The 15,217-nt window shown below is 69.9% G+C and carries 17 protein-coding genes; 4 read left to right on the top strand and 13 right to left on the bottom strand.

The window, feature by feature from the left end:
- Window positions 1–93 precede the first annotated feature (93 nt).
- Window positions 94–342, top strand: coding sequence for a hypothetical protein (locus QE374_RS00535; RefSeq protein WP_309731281.1), 249 nt, complete (start codon window positions 94–96; stop codon window positions 340–342).
- 29 nt (window positions 343–371) lie between these two features.
- On the top strand, window positions 372–1,451 hold the full coding sequence (locus QE374_RS00530; RefSeq protein WP_309731279.1) for a GNAT family N-acetyltransferase: 1,080 nt from the start codon (window positions 372–374) through the stop codon (window positions 1,449–1,451).
- 114 nt (window positions 1,452–1,565) lie between these two features.
- Here QE374_RS00530 and mutM read toward each other — a convergent pair whose 3' ends face one another.
- From mutM to QE374_RS00500, 6 genes are all read right to left on the bottom strand, one after another.
- Window positions 1,566–2,462 (bottom strand): bifunctional DNA-formamidopyrimidine glycosylase/DNA-(apurinic or apyrimidinic site) lyase, encoded by an 897-nt coding sequence (mutM, locus tag QE374_RS00525; protein ID WP_309731277.1) that lies wholly within the window; start codon window positions 2,460–2,462, stop codon window positions 1,566–1,568.
- A 1-nt stretch (window position 2,463) separates the two neighbouring features.
- Window positions 2,464–3,156 (bottom strand): ribonuclease III, encoded by a 693-nt coding sequence (gene rnc, locus QE374_RS00520; RefSeq protein ID WP_309731275.1) that lies wholly within the window; start codon window positions 3,154–3,156, stop codon window positions 2,464–2,466.
- 10 nt (window positions 3,157–3,166) lie between these two features.
- Window positions 3,167–3,376 carry a 50S ribosomal protein L32 gene (rpmF, locus tag QE374_RS00515; protein WP_045248451.1) on the bottom strand — a complete coding sequence of 70 codons (210 nt, stop codon included), beginning with the start codon at window positions 3,374–3,376 and terminating at the stop codon, window positions 3,167–3,169.
- 12 nt (window positions 3,377–3,388) lie between these two features.
- Complete coding sequence (locus QE374_RS00510) at window positions 3,389–3,886, bottom strand: DUF177 domain-containing protein (RefSeq protein WP_309736545.1); 498 nt, start codon at window positions 3,884–3,886, stop codon at window positions 3,389–3,391.
- Between the two features lie 104 nt (window positions 3,887–3,990).
- Window positions 3,991–4,491: a pantetheine-phosphate adenylyltransferase gene (gene coaD / locus QE374_RS00505; RefSeq protein WP_137417165.1), complete on the bottom strand. Its 501-nt coding sequence runs from the start codon at window positions 4,489–4,491 to the stop codon at window positions 3,991–3,993.
- A gap of 53 nt (window positions 4,492–4,544) precedes the next feature.
- The gene (locus QE374_RS00500; RefSeq protein WP_309731273.1) at window positions 4,545–6,722 is read right to left on the bottom strand and encodes an ATP-dependent DNA helicase RecG; all 2,178 of its coding nucleotides are present in this window, start codon (window positions 6,720–6,722) and stop codon (window positions 4,545–4,547) included.
- Between the two features lie 50 nt (window positions 6,723–6,772).
- Here QE374_RS00500 and rsmD point away from each other — a divergent pair, with 50 nt between their 5' ends.
- Window positions 6,773–7,348, top strand: coding sequence for a 16S rRNA (guanine(966)-N(2))-methyltransferase RsmD (gene rsmD / locus QE374_RS00495; protein ID WP_309731271.1), 576 nt, complete (start codon window positions 6,773–6,775; stop codon window positions 7,346–7,348).
- Here rsmD and thiL read toward each other — a convergent pair.
- Complete coding sequence (gene thiL / locus QE374_RS00490) at window positions 7,318–8,304, bottom strand: thiamine-phosphate kinase (RefSeq protein WP_309731269.1); 987 nt, start codon at window positions 8,302–8,304, stop codon at window positions 7,318–7,320. The genes rsmD and thiL overlap by 31 nt on opposite strands.
- 69 nt (window positions 8,305–8,373) lie before the next feature.
- On the opposite strand from thiL, the gene QE374_RS00485 reads away from it, so the two are divergent.
- Window positions 8,374–8,841, top strand: a complete 468-nt coding sequence (locus QE374_RS00485) for a DUF3515 family protein (protein ID WP_309731268.1) — start codon at window positions 8,374–8,376, stop codon at window positions 8,839–8,841.
- Window positions 8,842–8,844: 3 nt separating this feature from the next.
- Here the strand turns inward: QE374_RS00485 and QE374_RS00480 are convergent, their stop codons facing one another.
- Genes QE374_RS00480 through leuC form a run of 6 tightly spaced genes read right to left on the bottom strand, consistent with a single transcriptional unit; the run spans window position 8,845 to window position 15,180 of the window.
- Entirely contained in the window at window positions 8,845–9,930 is a 1,086-nt protein-coding gene (locus QE374_RS00480) for a D-alanine--D-alanine ligase family protein (protein WP_309731267.1), read from the bottom strand.
- A complete protein-coding gene (locus QE374_RS00475) occupies window positions 9,836–10,966 on the bottom strand; it encodes an NAD(P)H-dependent glycerol-3-phosphate dehydrogenase (RefSeq protein WP_309731265.1) in 1,131 nt (376 codons plus the stop codon). Before QE374_RS00475 ends, QE374_RS00480 begins: the two co-directional genes overlap by 95 nt.
- Complete coding sequence (locus QE374_RS00470) at window positions 10,959–11,729, bottom strand: lysophospholipid acyltransferase family protein (RefSeq protein WP_309731264.1); 771 nt, start codon at window positions 11,727–11,729, stop codon at window positions 10,959–10,961. The genes QE374_RS00475 and QE374_RS00470 overlap by 8 nt, the downstream gene beginning before the upstream one ends.
- On the bottom strand, window positions 11,729–13,093 hold the full coding sequence (murA, locus tag QE374_RS00465; RefSeq protein ID WP_309731262.1) for a UDP-N-acetylglucosamine 1-carboxyvinyltransferase: 1,365 nt from the start codon (window positions 13,091–13,093) through the stop codon (window positions 11,729–11,731). The genes QE374_RS00470 and murA overlap by 1 nt, the downstream gene beginning before the upstream one ends.
- Window positions 13,094–13,103: 10 nt before the next feature.
- Complete coding sequence (gene leuD / locus QE374_RS00460) at window positions 13,104–13,709, bottom strand: 3-isopropylmalate dehydratase small subunit (protein WP_309731260.1); 606 nt, start codon at window positions 13,707–13,709, stop codon at window positions 13,104–13,106.
- A 1-nt stretch (window position 13,710) separates the two neighbouring features.
- Complete coding sequence (gene leuC, locus QE374_RS00455; RefSeq protein WP_309731258.1) at window positions 13,711–15,180, bottom strand: 3-isopropylmalate dehydratase large subunit; 1,470 nt, start codon at window positions 15,178–15,180, stop codon at window positions 13,711–13,713.
- Between the last annotated feature and the right edge of the window lie 37 nt (window positions 15,181–15,217).

Here is a 15,217-nt window from a genome sequence, read left to right as displayed (position 1 = left end):
CACCCGTGCCCTCGCACGTGGTCGGCCCGTCCCGACCGCACTGCGGCCCCATCCGGCGGCCGCATTCTGCCCGCTCTCACTCGGAGAACCATCGTGAACATCACTCAGGACGCCCCCATCCGGGCGTCGCTTCCCACCCACCCGCCGTCGCCCGTGGCACGGCCCACCCTCGTCGACCGCATCGCGATGCACGTCGGGCTCCGGCTGCTGCTCTGGGGTCGCGACCGCTCTCGGCGGCGCGTCTCACCCGAGGCGAACGTCCGGGCGCTCCTCGCCCAAGACGTGCGCCGCGCCTACGACCTCGCCGTCGTGCGCAACGGAGCCCAGCCCACGATCCGATGATCGACTCGACTCACCCACGGAGCACCATCATGAACATCCTCACCACGCTCGAGCTGCGGCCCGTCGTGGTCCCCACGGACCTCGACGGGCCCGGAGCCCGAGACTTCCGCCGACTCGCCGCCATCCGCAACGAGGTCTATCGCGAGATCTCCGGCACGGACGACGACCGGATGACACCCGGCGAGCTCGCCCCCTTCGCCCGCTCGGATGCGCATGAGCTGCGCCTCCACTGGCTCGTGCTCCTCGATGACGAGCCCGTGGGGCGTATGGGCATGGACCTGCCTCAGGAGGACGGCTCGCGCACGTCGTACGTCTTCATCGAGCTCCGACGCGACGTGTGGGGCCAAGGCATCGGCCAGCGGGCGCACGCTCTCCTCGAGGAGACGGCCCGCGCGCATGGCCGCAGCGTCATGCAGAGCTGGGTCGAGCATCCTGCCGCCGACGGCGAGCAGCTGACGCCCCCGACGGGCTTCGGCACGGTGCCGCTCGATCATCCGGCACGGTTCCTGCTGCGGCACGGCTACACGTTGGAGCAGATCGTGCGAAAGAGCGCCTTCACGCTCGAGAACAGCCGGGCCGCACTGGAGCAGCACGCCGCCCAGGCGCGTACCGCAGCCGCAGAATACCGCGTCGTGCAGTGGGAGACACCCACGCCCGACGAGTACGTCGAGGGCTACGCCTGGATGAAGTCCCGCATGTCGACGGATGCCCCCTCCGCCGACCTGGTGGTGGACGAGCAGACGTGGGACGCCGAGCGCGTGCGGACGTGGGACGCCGACATCCTCGACGGCGGACGCCGGATGCTGGTGACCGCCGCGCAGCACATCCCCACCGGAGAGCTGTGCGCGTTCAACGAACTCGTGCTCGGCGTCGACCCCGATGTGGCCTCACACCAGTACGACACCCTCGTGCTCTCGACGCATCGCGGTCACCGGCTCGGCATGCTCGTGAAGGCCGAGGGCCTGCTCGCCTGGCCGCGGGTCGCTCCGGCCTCGACACGCGTCGTCACATACAACGCGGAGGAGAACCGGCCGATGCTCGACATCAACGAGGCCATCGGATTCGTCCCGGTCAGCTACGAGGGCGTCTGGAAGCGCGTGCTCTCGTAATGGGTGGAGTCCCGCGTCCCCGGCCGGTTCGGAGTGCGCCCACGCGCGCCGAACCGGCCGGGTCCCTCGCGGTCGTGCCGGAGCCCGCGGCGCCCACGACCCTCCGACGGAAGGTCAGCGCAGCTGTTGGCAGTGCGGGCAGTAGTGGCTCGAGCGGTTCGTGAAGGCGACGCGCACGATCGCGTGGCCGCAACGTGCGCAGGGCTCGCCGGTACGCCCGTAGGCGTTCAGCGAGTGCGCGAAGTAGCCCGCCTGGCCGTTCACATTGACGTATTGGGCGTCGAAGCTCGTGCCTCCCTCCGCAAGTGCCTTCTGCAGCACGGCGCGCACTTCGGCGAGGAGTCGATTCAGCGCACGCGTGCTCAGTGTCGCCGCAACCGTCTCGGGATGGATGCGGGCGGCCCACAGGGCCTCGTCGGCGTAGATGTTGCCGATGCCGCTCACGACGCCCTGATCGAGCAGGACGCGCTTGATGCCCGACCGCTTGCGCGCGACGAGCCGGCGGAAGTCCGTGTCGTCGAACGCCGGATCGAGCGGGTCGCGCGCGATATGCGCCACCTGCGTCGGAACGCTCGCGCGGTCGGTCCCGTAGCCTCCTGCCGCCCCATCGCGGGTGGGTACGAGGTGGTCGACGGCAAGGGAGCCGAACGTGCGCTGGTCGGCGAAGACCACGGCGAGCTCACCGTGCTGCGGATGCCGTATGTCGAACCGCACGCGCTCATGGCGCTCGCGCGGCGCCCCCGGCTCGCGCAGGAGCATCTGACCGCTCATTCCCAGGTGCGCCACGACGGCCTGCTCCCCCGCATCCGCCAGCGGGATCCAGAGGAACTTGCCCCGGCGCACAGGTGCGCCCAACGTGCGACCCGCGAGCTGGGCCTCGAAGTGGGATCCGTCGCCGGGATGACGGGTGAGCGCGCGCTCGTCGAGCACCTCGACGCCGTTCACGAACGCGCCGTCGACGGCGGGCGCGAGACCCGCGCGCACAACTTCGACCTCGGGGAGCTCGGGCACCTCAGTCGCGCCCGCTGAGGGTGCGCCACGCCGTCAGAGCAGCCGCCATCTCGGCCTGTTTCTTGCTCGTCCCCGAGCCCGTGGTGCTCAGGTCCCCCACGGTCACGGTGCCTTCGAAGACACGTGCGTGGTCGGGTCCGGTCGAGTCCACGCGATAGACGGGCGCGGGCAGTCCCATGCGTGCCGCAAGCTCCTGCAGCGCGGTCTTCGGGTCGACCGCCGCGTCGTAACGTTCCGGGTCTGCGAGCAGTGGCTCGATGAGGCGCAGCACGAGGGCCGTCGCCGCATCCGATCCGGCGGAGAGGTAGGTCGCGCCGATGATGGCCTCGGTCGTGTCGGCGAGGATCGAGTCCTTGTCGTCGCCCCGGGTCAGCTGCTCACCGCGGCCGAGGCGGATGTACGCGCCCAGACCGATCGAACGGGCGACCTCGGCGAGGGCGACGGTGGACACGACACTCGCGCGTCGCTTGGCCAGCGAACCCTCGTCGAGTTCGGGGTGCGAGCGGTAGAGCTTGACCGTCACGGCCTGACCGAGCACCGAGTCGCCGAGGAACTCGAGACGCTCGTTGTGCGGGATCTGACCGTGCTCGTACGCGTACGAGCGATGCGTCAGCGCCAGCGCAAGAAGCTCGGGGTCGATATCGACCCCGAGCTTCTCGGAAAGTGCGGAGAGATCCGCAGCTGCGTCCGTCACGGAACGCGGCTCAGATGTCAGCGACCTTGCGGCCCTTGTACTCGAGGAACAGCTCGGTGCCCTGCGAGTCGGTGACGACCTTCGCCTGGTGCGGACGGCTGTAGACGACCTTGCCGTTCTCGATGGTCTTGACGAGGGCGGGAGCCTCGGCCTTCCACTGCGCGCGGCGCGAACGGGTGTTGGAGCGCGAAACCTTGCGCTTCGGGGGGTTACCTGCCATGGTCTTCTCTTTCTACGAGGTCTGTGTGCTTTGTCCTGCGTCGCCGGTCTCCGCGGCCGGTTCCGCTACCAGGTCCGCAAGCGCTGCCCAGCGAGGATCGAGGGCTTCGCGCGGTGCCTGCGCGGGGTGGTCTGCCAGACGCTCACCGGTCTCGGGGTCGAGACCTGGGCAATCCGGCCGGCACACCGGCTGGAACGGAAGCGACAGGACGACGCCATCCCTGACCAGATTTTCAAGATCCACGTGGTCGTCTTGAACTTCGAAGTCGGACGCTTCCGACCCAGGATACGCGAAAAGCTCCTGGAACTCGACTTCGACAGGCGCGGCGATGTCGATGAGGCATCGTCCGCAGACGCCCGTGTACTCCGCCTCGACGTCGCCGGTGACGAGGATGCCCTCGTGGACGGACTCCAGGCGAGCGTCGATGTGCACCTCTTCGCCCTGTGCGACAGAGACGAGTCCCTCGCCCCACTTCTCGGGCGCGGGCACGTCGAAAGACACCTCGCGCATCTCGCCGGGGCGATTGACGATGTCGCGCACACCGATGCTGAAGGGGCCGGGTCGACGATTTCTCACCCGGAGAGTCTAGCCCGCCGGCACGAGGCTCGGCGGGTTCAGATGCCGCGGCCGCCCGTGTCGAGGAAGCGCGAGACGACCGGCGGCACATACGGCGAGACGTCGCCGCCGAGAGAGGCGACCTGTCGCACGAGCGAGCTCGACACGAGAGCATGCGAGGGGTCGGGCAGCAGGAACACGGTCTCGACCCCGGCCAGATGCCGGTTCACGATCGCCATCGGCGTCTCGTAGGCGACGTCCACCTGCGAGCGGATGCCCTTCACGAGCACACCGGCACCGACCTCGGTCGCGTAGTCCACCAGCAGGCCCACGCTCCACGACGCCACCGTGACGTGCTCCGCCGGGAAGCCGTCCTCGCGGATCGACTGCTCCAGCAGGGAGACACGCTGCGCGATGGGGAGCATCGCCTCCTTGCCGGGGTTATGCACGACGAGCACGTGCACCTCGTCGTACAGGCCCGCGGCGCGACGGATGACGTCGAGATGACCGAGGGTGGGCGGGTCGAAGGAGCCGGGGACGACGGCGATCCGGTTGCTCACCCTCTCACCCTAGCGGGGCGCATTCGGCAGAAGAGCAAGGCGCCGCGAAGCCGTCAGTTCTTTCCCAGCGCCGCGCGTTCGTCCGAATCCAGCCGGCGCTCGATCGCACCCGCGAGTCCGGGATGCCGCAGCAGCGCCGGGTCGTCGGCCAGGATCACCTCGCCGTCACTGCGCGCCCGCGCGATGAGATCGGCGTCCGTGACGACGCGCAGCATCCGCAGCGACGAGCGCGCTCCGGACTGCGCTGCGCCGAGCACGTTGCCCTCGCCACGCAGCTGGAGATCCACCTCGGCGAGCTCGAAACCGTCGAGCGTCGCCGCGACCGCCTCGACGCGGGTGCGCGCAGAGGTGCGCGCAGGCGCGTCCGTGACGAGGAGACAGAGCCCCGGCACGGACCCTCGTCCGACCCGGCCGCGCAGCTGGTGCAGCTGAGACACGCCGAAACGGTCGGCGTCGAGGATGATCATCGTCGAGGCATTGGGCACGTCGACACCGACCTCGACGACGGTGGTCGCGACCAGCACGTCGATGTCGCCCGCGGCGAAGGCGCGCATGACCGCGTCCTTCTCGTCGGAGGGGAGCTTGCCGTGCAGCAAGGCGATGCGCTTGTCGGCGAAGCGGGGATGCTCGGCGAGGAGCCCGACGACCTGAACGACTCCCCACCGCGGACGGGCTCCGCCGGCGTCGTCGGGGAGGTCGTCGATCGTCGTCGAAGGATCCTGCCCGGCTTCGGCGATCGCGGTCTCTGGTTCGACGTCGATCGCCGGGCACACCACGAAGACCTGGTAGCCCTTCTCGACCTCTTCCGCGGCCCGCATCCAGACACGTTCAAACCAGGCCGGCTTCTCTCCCACGGGCGCGACGAAGGATTCGATGCCGGCACGTCCGGCGGGCATCGTGCGGATGGTGGAGACGTCGAGGTCGCCGAACACGGTCATCGCCACGGTGCGCGGGATCGGTGTGGCCGTCAGCACGAGCGCGTGCGGGCTCGTGCCCTTCGCACGGAGCGTCTCGCGCTGCTCGACGCCGAAGCGGTGCTGCTCGTCGACCACGACCAGTGCGAGGTCGGCGAAGGTCGTCTTGTCGCTGAGCAGCGCGTGCGTGCCGACGATGATGAGCGCCTGCCCGGCAGCGACCCGCAGGGCCGCCTTGCGGCGTTCGGCAGCGCCCATCTGCCCCGTGAGCAGCGTCGGCATGAGTTCGGGGGCGAGGGCCGGACCGAGCATCTTGGTGAGCGAACGCAGATGCTGCGCGGCGAGCACCTCCGTCGGGGCGATCAGCGCGGACTGCCCGCCGCTCTGAGCGACCTGCAGCATGGCGCGCAGCGCCACGAGAGTCTTGCCCGAGCCGACCTCGCCCTGCACGAGGCGGTTCATGGGCCAGGGGCCGACGAGATCGGCGGCGATCGCGTCGCCGACCGACACCTGGTCCGGCGTGCGATCGAAGGGCAGCGCAGCGTCGAAGCGCTCCAGCAGCGACCCCGCCGGCCGGGGCTCGGCCGACAGCGCGCGCACGAGCTGGCGCTGCTGCAGCAGAGCGGTCTGCAGCACGAGCGCCTCCTGCCAGCGCAGGGTGTGTACCGCTTGGTCGATGACGTCGTCGAAGTCCGGCCGATGCACGCGTTCCAGCGCCTCGCGGAAGCTCAAGAGCCCCTCGCGGGTGCGGATGTCGTCGGGGATCGGATCATCGAGAGGAGCCAGCAGATCGAGCGTGTGGGCGATCAGCTCCCCGATCTTCCAGCTCGACAGGGATGCGGTCGCGGGATAGATCGGGATGGGCTGCGAGGCGTATGCCTGCGCGTTCATCAGCGCCACGTTCTCGTCTTCGAAGAGCTGGTAGTCCGGGTGCGCAAGTTGCATCTGACGGCGGTACTCGCCGACCTTGCCCGAGAAGGTGCCCCGCCGGCCGACCTTGAGCTGGTCCTGCCGCCACGACTGGTTGAAGAAAGTGAGCACGAGGTCGCCGCGGCCGTCGGTGATGACGACCTCGAGGATCGAACCTCGTCGGTTCTTCATCCTCCGGTCGGTGACGCTCTTGACCTGGGCGACGATCGTGACCTGCTCGTCGACCGTCAATGAGTCGATGGGCGTGAGCTCGCCGTGCTTCGCATACCGACGCGGGTAGTGCGTGAGCAGATCGCCCACCGTCCGCATCCCGAACGCCCGCTGCAGGGTCGTCGCGGCCTTGCCCCCGATCACGCCGTCGAGACGGGAATCGAGGGTGACGGACATGAGCCGATTCTACGGCGAGCCTCCCCCACGCCCGTCGGTAGGGTGAAGAGGTGACGCGCATCATCGCCGGAGCCGCCGGCGGACTCCGACTCGACGTGCCGGCCAGCGGTACCCGGCCGACGAGCGATCGCGTCCGCGAGTCCCTCTTCGCCGCCCTCGAGTCCCAGGACCTGCTCGCGGGCGCCCGCGTGCTGGACCTGTACGCGGGCTCGGGCGCGCTCGGGCTCGAGGCGCTCAGCCGCGGCGCCGTGCACGTCGATCTCGTCGAGCACAATCCGAGGGCCGCCGCCGTGGTGCGGCGCAACGCCGAGGTGATCGCGCGCGCTGCCGGCGCGACCGCACGAGCCCACCGCAGCACGGTGAACGCGTTCCTTCGTCAGGGCGGCGCCGAGTACGACCTCGTGTTCCTCGATCCGCCCTACGACATCGCCGACGACGATCTGGCCGAGGCGCTCGCGCTGCTGCGTCCGCTGCTCTCCGCCGATGCGCTCGTGGTCGTGGAGCGCGCGAAGCGCTCCACCGAGCCCGACTGGGATCTCGCAGACCTGGAACAGGTGCGCGAGCGCCGTCACGGCGACACCGCGCTGTGGTGGGCTCAGCCGCGCCCTGCGTCCCAGTCCGCGTAAGGATCCCATCCGCCACGATCGGCGGGACTCGCGCCGTCCACCGTGACCGGATGCTCGCCGCGTGCGTGCACCGTGCCGACCCGGCGGAAGCCGTCGGGAAGATCGAGGTGCGCGGGGAAGGCGGCCAGGAGGGCGTGATCCTCTCCGCCGCTGAGGGCGTTCTCCGCATCCGCGCCGAGAGTCGCCGTCTCGAGCGCGATCGTGACGCCCGAGGCGTCCGCCAGGCGCGTCGCGTCCAGCACGAGACCGTCGGACACGTCCATCATGGCGCGCGCACCTCCCGCTGCCGCCCGCGGCCCGAGGGCGATGGGCGGATGCGGGCGCAACTGCGCCGCGATGTCCTCGCGCTCCGCCTCCGTGAGCGTCTGCAATTCCACCGGCACGGGGCGCGCGTCGGCGTCGCGGAACCGCGTGAACAGGAGTCGCAGCCCGCGTGCTGCACCGCCCAGCTCCCCCGCGATCGCGACCGTGTCGCCTTCCCGCGCGCCGGAGCGGAGCACCGCGGGACCGCCGAGCTCCCCCAACGCGGTGACGGCGACGGTGAGCGTATCGGAGACCGTCAGGTCGCCGCCCTCCACGGCGCACCCCGGGGCGAGCTCGTCGCACGCCGCCCGCAGGCCGTCCGCCACGGCCTCGACGAACCCGATCGTCGTGTCCTCCGGCATCGCCAGCGCGACGAGCAATGCGGTGGGACGCGCACCCATGGCGGCCACGTCCGCGAGGTTCACGGCGGCGGCCTTCCAGCCGAGGTCGAACCCATCGGTCCACGCGAGACGGAAATCCGGGCCGTGAACGAGGGTGTCCACGGTCGCCACGATCTGTCCGGCAGGCGCCAGAACCGCCGCGTCGTCGCCCGGACCGACGACGGCGGAGCTCGTCCCGACGCGTGCCAGGATGCGGCGCAGGATCTCCCGCTCGCTGAGCTCTGCCACGGTCGTCTCGGTGCGCTCGTCCACCCCGCCACGCTACCTTCCACAGCCTCGACGCGAGACGGATGCGGGCGCGGCGGGCGTTAGCCTGGAGGGGTGATCCGCCCCCGACTCGGCCGCCTGGCAGCCGTCGCCCTCGCGCTGCTCGCCCTCACCGGCTGCAGCAGCACGGTCGCGCTCGAACCCGCCCCGGCCGCGAACGATCCGCGCTGTGCGGATGTCACCGCTTACCTGCCGCAGAACGTGGCCGGCCAGGACCGTCGGTGGACGGACGCGCAGGCGACGGGGGCATGGGGCGACCCGGCCGCCGTGATCCTGACCTGCGGCGTGACGCCTCCGGGACCCTCGACCCTCGTGTGTCAGACGGTGTCGGGCGTGGACTGGCTGATCGACGACAGCGACGCGCCCCGATACCGCCTCACGAGCTTCGGGCGCACGCCGGCCGTGGAGATCTACCTCGACAACGACGTGGTCTCGAGCGTCGACGTGCTCGACAGTCTCTCGTCGCTGGTCGCGAAGCTTCCCAAGGACGGGGAGTGCACCGCACGCCCCGGCACCTCGTAGGCGTCAGCGCCGCGTGAGCGCCGTCTCGATGAGCTCCGACAGCAGCTCCGAGTAGCTGAGGCCGGACGCGATCCAGCACTTCGGAAACATCGAGATCGGCGTGAAGCCCGGCATCGTGTTCAGCTCGTTGACGATCGGGCCGTCGGCGGTCAGGAAGAAGTCGACGCGCGCGAGACCGCGCCCGTCGACGGCGGCGAAAGCGCGCAGCGCCATGGCGCGGACCGCCTCGATCTCCGCCTCGGTCATGTCTGCGGGGCACACCACATCCACACCGTCGCCGCCGAGGTACTTGCCCTCGAAGTCGTAGAACTCGCGCGAGCTCAACACGATCTCACCGGGGAGCGAGGCGCGCACGACGCCGTCGCGGCCCTCGAGCACGCCCACCTCGACCTCGCGTCCGACGATGCCCTGCTCGACGAGCACCTTGTCGTCTTCGTCGAACGCGATCCGCAGGGCCGCGTCGAGCTCATCGGCGGAGTGCACCTTCGACACGCCTACGCTCGAGCCCGCCCGCGCCGGCTTGACGAACCAGGGAAGTTCCAGGTGCGCGAGACGAGGACGCACCGCATCCGTGTCCTCATTCCAATCGGCACGGCGCACCGTCACGCCGGGCGAGACCGGGATGCCGTCCGCGTGCAGCGCGACCTTCATGAAGTGCTTGTCCATGCACAGCGCGGAGTCGATCACACCGCCGCCGGCGTAAGCGAGCTCGAGAGTGTCGAAGAAGCCCTGAATGGTGCCGTCTTCGCCGTGCGAGCCGTGCAGGATCGGCAGGACCGCATCCACCGCGCCCAGCTCGCGTAGGGTGCCGTCCGCCTCGCGGACGCGCAGCTGCCTGTCGCCCGCAGCCTCGGGCCAGATGATGCGCGTGCCGTTGTCGGCCACGGCAGGCAGGCGATCGGCGACGAGGGCGAACTTGTCCGGATCGTCGTCTTCGAGAACGAACGCGCCCTCGCGGGTGAGGCCGACCGGGATCACCCGGTAGCGCTCGCGGTCAAGCGAGCCCAGAACCCCGCCCGCCGTGGCGGAACTGATCGAATGCTCGCTGGAGCGACCGCCAAAGAGCACCACCACTACCGGCTTGTCCATGCTGGGTCCTCTCCCCCTGCGGGGTGTCGTCGTCGGTGGTCAGGTGGGGGGCGATCTCGCGGGGGTTCATCGTGCCGTCCAACACGCGCTTGACCTGCTCGACGATCGGCATCTGCACGCCGCTCGCCTTGGCCAGCTGCAGGATCGGAGCAACGGATGCGAGTCCCTCCGCCGTCTGCTGCATCTGCGCCACGACGTCCTGGAACTTGTATCCCTGCCCCAGGAGCCTGCCGGCGGTGTTGTTCCGGCTGAGGGGCGATTGGCACGTGGCGATCAGATCACCCAGCCCGGCGAGCCCCTGCAGGGTCTCGGGCTGGGCGCCCTGGGCGACGGCGAAGTCGGTCATCTCGACCAGACCGCGGGTGATGATCGACGCCTTCGTGTTCTCGCCGTAGCCGACCCCGTCGACGATGCCGATCGCGACCGCGATCAGGTTCTTCAGCACGCCGCCGAACTCGGTGCCGATCACATCCGTGTTGACGAAGGACCGGAAGTAGCGGTTGCGCGCCGCGCGGGCGACGATCTCCGCGGTCTCCGGGCTGATCGAGGAGATCACCGCGGCGGTGGGCTGCTCCTGCGCGATCTCGAGCGCGAGGTTGGGGCCGGACGCCACCGCGATGCGCGCCGGATCGCACCGGAGTTCCTGCTCGATGACCTGGCTCATCCGCAGTCCGGTGCGCTTCTCGACGCCCTTCATGAGTGAGACGACGGGCACCGAGCTGCCCTCGAGGAGCGGCCGGACCCCCGTGAGGTTCTCGCGCAGCGCCTGGCTCGGCATCGACAGGTAGACCTGGTCTGCACCCTCGAGCGCCTCCGCAAGATGCGAGGTCGCGGTCATCGTGCGGGGCAGATTGATGCCGGGCAGGTACTTCGTGTTGCGCTTGCCGGTGTGGATCTCGTTCGCGAGCTCGGGCCGGCGCGCCCACATGACCACGTTCGCACCACCGTCCGCGAGGATCTTGCCGAAAGTGGTGCCCCAGCTGCCCGCGCCGAGTACGGCGACGCGGGTCACGGGGGTCGTGGCACGCCTACTCAAGACGGCCCGTCTCACTCTGACCGTGGGCGCCGGGCTCCCAGCGCGTCGCGGGAGCGGGCTCGCCCCGGAGGACCGACAGCAGCCCTGCGATCTCGTCCATCACGCGCGTCGTGAGCTCCGCCTGCGCCACGGGGTGCGCCGCGCGGTCGCGGTACTCCTCCAGAGCGATCGACGGCCCCACCAGAACACGCACGCGCTTGCGCAGCGGCCACAACCGGAACTTGCCGTAGCGCGGCATGATCTGCTGCGCGCCCCACTGGGCCATCGGGATGAGGGGGATGTCGCCGGCCAGCGCCAAGCGCGCCGCTCCCGTCTTTCCGCGCATGGGCCACAGATCCGGGTCGCGCGTCAGGGTCCCTTCGGGGTAGACGATGACGCCGGCGCGGCGCTCCGCGAGGTGACGCGCCGTGTCGAGCGACTGCTTCGCGGCCGCGGCGCTCGAGGCTCGCGCCACCGGGATCATGCCGGTCGCGCGCAGCGCCCAACCGAGCACGGGAACCCGGAACAGGCTCTCCTTCGCCATGAATCGCGGGGCGCGGCCCATGCGCCACACGGCCACGGCGACCAGAAGCGGGTCGATCTCGCTGTGGTGGTTAGGGGCCAGCACGAACGGCCCCTCTTCGGGCAGGTTCTCCTCGCCCTCGATCTCGATCTTGGCGATCAGGCCGACGAACGGCACGACGATCCCACCGAGCAGCCAGAAGACGCTCGGCCGTGTCTTCTCCGTCGAGGCGCGCCGCCGACGGTGCGTCTCCGACGCCATCAGCCGATGACGTCGAAGTCGGCGCCGAGCGCGGTCAGCTTCGCGAGGAAGTCCGCATATCCGCGGCGGATGATCCCGATGTTGCGCACCGTCGAGGTGCCTTCCGCGGCCAGCGCCGCGATGACGTGGCTGTACCCGCCGCGCAGGTCCGGCACCGTGATGTCGGCACCGTGCAGCGGGGTGGGTCCGGTGATGACCGCAGCCTGCTCCAGCGAACGGCGCGGCACACGGCGCGGCCCCTCCTGCAGACCGTGGGGGTAGACCGTGATGTCGGCACCCATCTTGACCAGGGCCTGGGTGAAGCCGAAGCGATTCTCGTACACCGTCTCGTGCACGACGGAGCGTCCGGTGGCCTGCGTCAGTGCCACGATGAGCGGCTGCTGCCAGTCGGTCATGAAGCCCGGGTGCACGTCGGTCTCGACGGTGACGGGCCTAAGCGCGTCGCCGCGGGCGAACAGGATGCCGTCCTCACGGACCTCGAAGTGCGCTCCGATCTTGCGGAGCACGTTGAGGAAGGTCAGCATCTCCTGCTGGCGCGCGCCGGCGACGAAGATCTCGCCGTCCGTCGCGATGGCGGCGCTCGCCCAGCTGGCGGCCTCGTTGCGGTCGAAGATCGAACGGTGGTCGTAGCCGTTGAGCTTCGGGACGCCCTCGATGAGGATCACGCGGTTGGGCTCGTAGGAGATGATCGCGCCCATCTTCTGCAGCAGCGCGATGAGATCCATGATCTCGGGTTCGATCGCAGCGTTTCGCAGCTCCGTGACGCCCTGTGCGCGCACAGCGGTCAACAGCACCTGCTCCGTGGCCCCGACGCTCGGGTAGGGCAGGTGGATGTTGGCGCCGTGCAGACCCCGCGGGGCGGACAGCCGGATGCCGCTGGGGAGCTTCTCGACGATCGCGCCGAACTTGCGGAGCGCGTCGAGGTGGAAGTCGATCGGACGGTCGCCGATACGGCATCCGCCGAGGTCGGGGATGAATGCCTGACCGAGCCGGTGCAGGAGCGGTCCGCAGAAGAGGATCGGGATGCGCGACGCACCCGCGTGCGCGTCGATCTCCTCCATGTGGGCGCTCTCGACGTCACGCGGGTCGAGCACGAGCGAGCCGGGCTCGTCGCCCTCCGCCACGCGCACGCCGTGCACCTCGAGCAGCGACCGCACCACGGCGACGTCGCTGATCATCGGCACGTCTCGCAGCAGGCTCGGGCTCTCGCCGAGAAGTGCGGCGACCATGGCCTTGGTGACGAGGTTCTTCGCGCCCTTGACCTCGACGGTGCCCCGCAGAGGCCGTCCGCCGCGGATCTCGAGGATCTCCGCCTCCTCCGCGAGCGGGCTGGAGGATTCGGTGGTCTGCCCGAGAAGTGTCATATGCGGTACCTCACTGTGCGGGAAGGGGCGGGAGTGTCCGCGGCTTCCAGGATTCGCGTCGCGCTTCGTAGGCGGCGATCTTGTCTTCGTTGCGGAGCGTGAGCCCGATGTCGTCGAGACCTTCCAGCAACCGCCACCTAGTGTAATCGTCGATCTCGAACGGGACCCGGAGCTCGCCCGCGACGACCTCGCGCGCCGTCAGATCGACCGTCATCTCGATGCCGGGCTGTGCGTCGATCGCCGCCCAGAGCGCTTCGATGTCGGCCTCGGTGACGACACCCGTCACGAGCCCCTGCTTGCCCGCGTTGCCGCGGAAGATGTCGGCGAACTTGGGGCTCAGGACGACCTTGAACCCGTAGTCGCGCAGGGCCCATACCGCGTGCTCCCGGCTCGATCCGGTGCCGAAGTCGGGCCCGGCGACGAGGATCGAGCTCTGCGCGAAGACGGGCTGGTTGAGCACGAAATCGGGATCCTGACGCCAGTTGGCGAACAGCGCGTCCTCGAAGCCCGTCTTGGTCACCCGCTTGAGGTACACCGCGGGGATGATCTGGTCCGTGTCGACGGCGGACCGCTTGAGGGCGGCTGCGACACCGGTGTGAACGCTGAACTTCTCCATGTCAGACCCCCGCCCCGACGGTCGCCGGCTCTTCAACGGGATCGAGATCCCCCGGACTCGACAGCGTTCCGCGCACCGCGGTCGCCGCGGCGACGAGCGGCGACACCAGGTGCGTGCGCCCGCCCTTGCCCTGCCGGCCCTCGAAGTTGCGGTTCGACGTGGATGCGCACCGCTCGCCCGGAGCGAGCTGATCGGGGTTCATGCCCAGGCACATCGAGCATCCGGCGAAACGCCACTCTGCGCCGAACTCCTCGAAGATGCGGTGCAGCCCCTCGGCCTCGGCCTCCAGCCGGACGCGGGCAGAGCCGGGCACGACCATCACCCGCACGCCCTCGGCCTTCTTGCGGCCCTTCACGATCGACGCGAAGGCACGCAGGTCTTCGATGCGGCTGTTGGTGCACGAGCCCATGAAGACCGCATCCACCGGGACGTCCTTCAGTTTCGTGCCGGGGGCGAGGTCCATGTACTGCAGAGCCCGCTCGGCGGCCACGCGCTCGTTCGGGTCCGCGATCTCGGAGGGGGTCGGCACGACGTCGTTCAACGACACGCCCTGTCCGGGGTTCGTGCCCCAGGTCACGAAGGGCTCGAGCTCGTCGGCGTTGAGGAAGACCTCCGCGTCGTAGACGGCGCCCTCGTCGCTCGGGAGCGTGCGCCAGTAGGCGACCGCGTCCTCCCAGTCCTGCCCCTTCGGAGCGTGCGGGCGGCCCTTCAGGTACGCGAACGTGGTCTCGTCCGGGGCGACCATGCCGGCGCGCGCGCCCGCCTCGATCGACATGTTGCACATCGTCATGCGCCCCTCCATGGAGAGGGCGCGGATGGCGCTGCCGCGGAACTCGAGCACGTAGCCCTGCCCGCCGTTGGTGCCGATCTTCGCGATGACCGCGAGGATGATGTCCTTCGCGGTGACGCCGGGGCGCAGCGTCCCCTCGACCGTGATGGCCATGGTCTTGAACGGCTTCAGCGGCAGGGTCTGCGTCGCCATGACGTGCTCGACCTCGCTCGTGCCGATGCCGAAGGCCATGGCTCCGAACGCACCGTGGGTGGAGGTGTGCGAGTCGCCGCAGACGACCGTGATGCCCGGCATGGTCAGACCCAGCTGCGGCCCGACGACGTGCACGATGCCCTGCTCGGCGTCGCCCAGCGAGTGGATGCGCACCCCGAACTCGGCGGCGTTGCGGCGCAGCGTCTCGATCTGCAGACGGCTGGTCGGGTCGGCGATCGGCTTGTCGATCGCGAGCGTCGGAGTGTTGTGGTCCTCGGTCGCGATCGTCAGGTCGAGGCGCCGCAGCCCGCGCCCTTCGGCGCGGAGACCATCGAAGGCCTGCGGGCTCGTGACCTCGTGCACGAGGTGCAGGTCGATGTAGATGAGGTCGGGCTGGCCGTCCTCGCCCTTGACCACCAGGTGGTTGTCCCAGACCTTCTCGGCCAGGGTGCGCGGCGCGGACGCCGCGGAGTGATCGGGATTGCTCATGCTGTCGTTCTCCTGAGATGACGGTGGATCAAGCCCG

The organism is Microbacterium sp. SORGH_AS_0428, from assembly GCF_031453615.1.
Classification (GTDB): Bacteria; Actinomycetota; Actinomycetes; order Actinomycetales; family Microbacteriaceae; genus Microbacterium.
The sequence above is the reverse complement of the archived record's forward strand: the minus strand, read 5'-3'. Positions and strand labels throughout refer to the sequence as shown.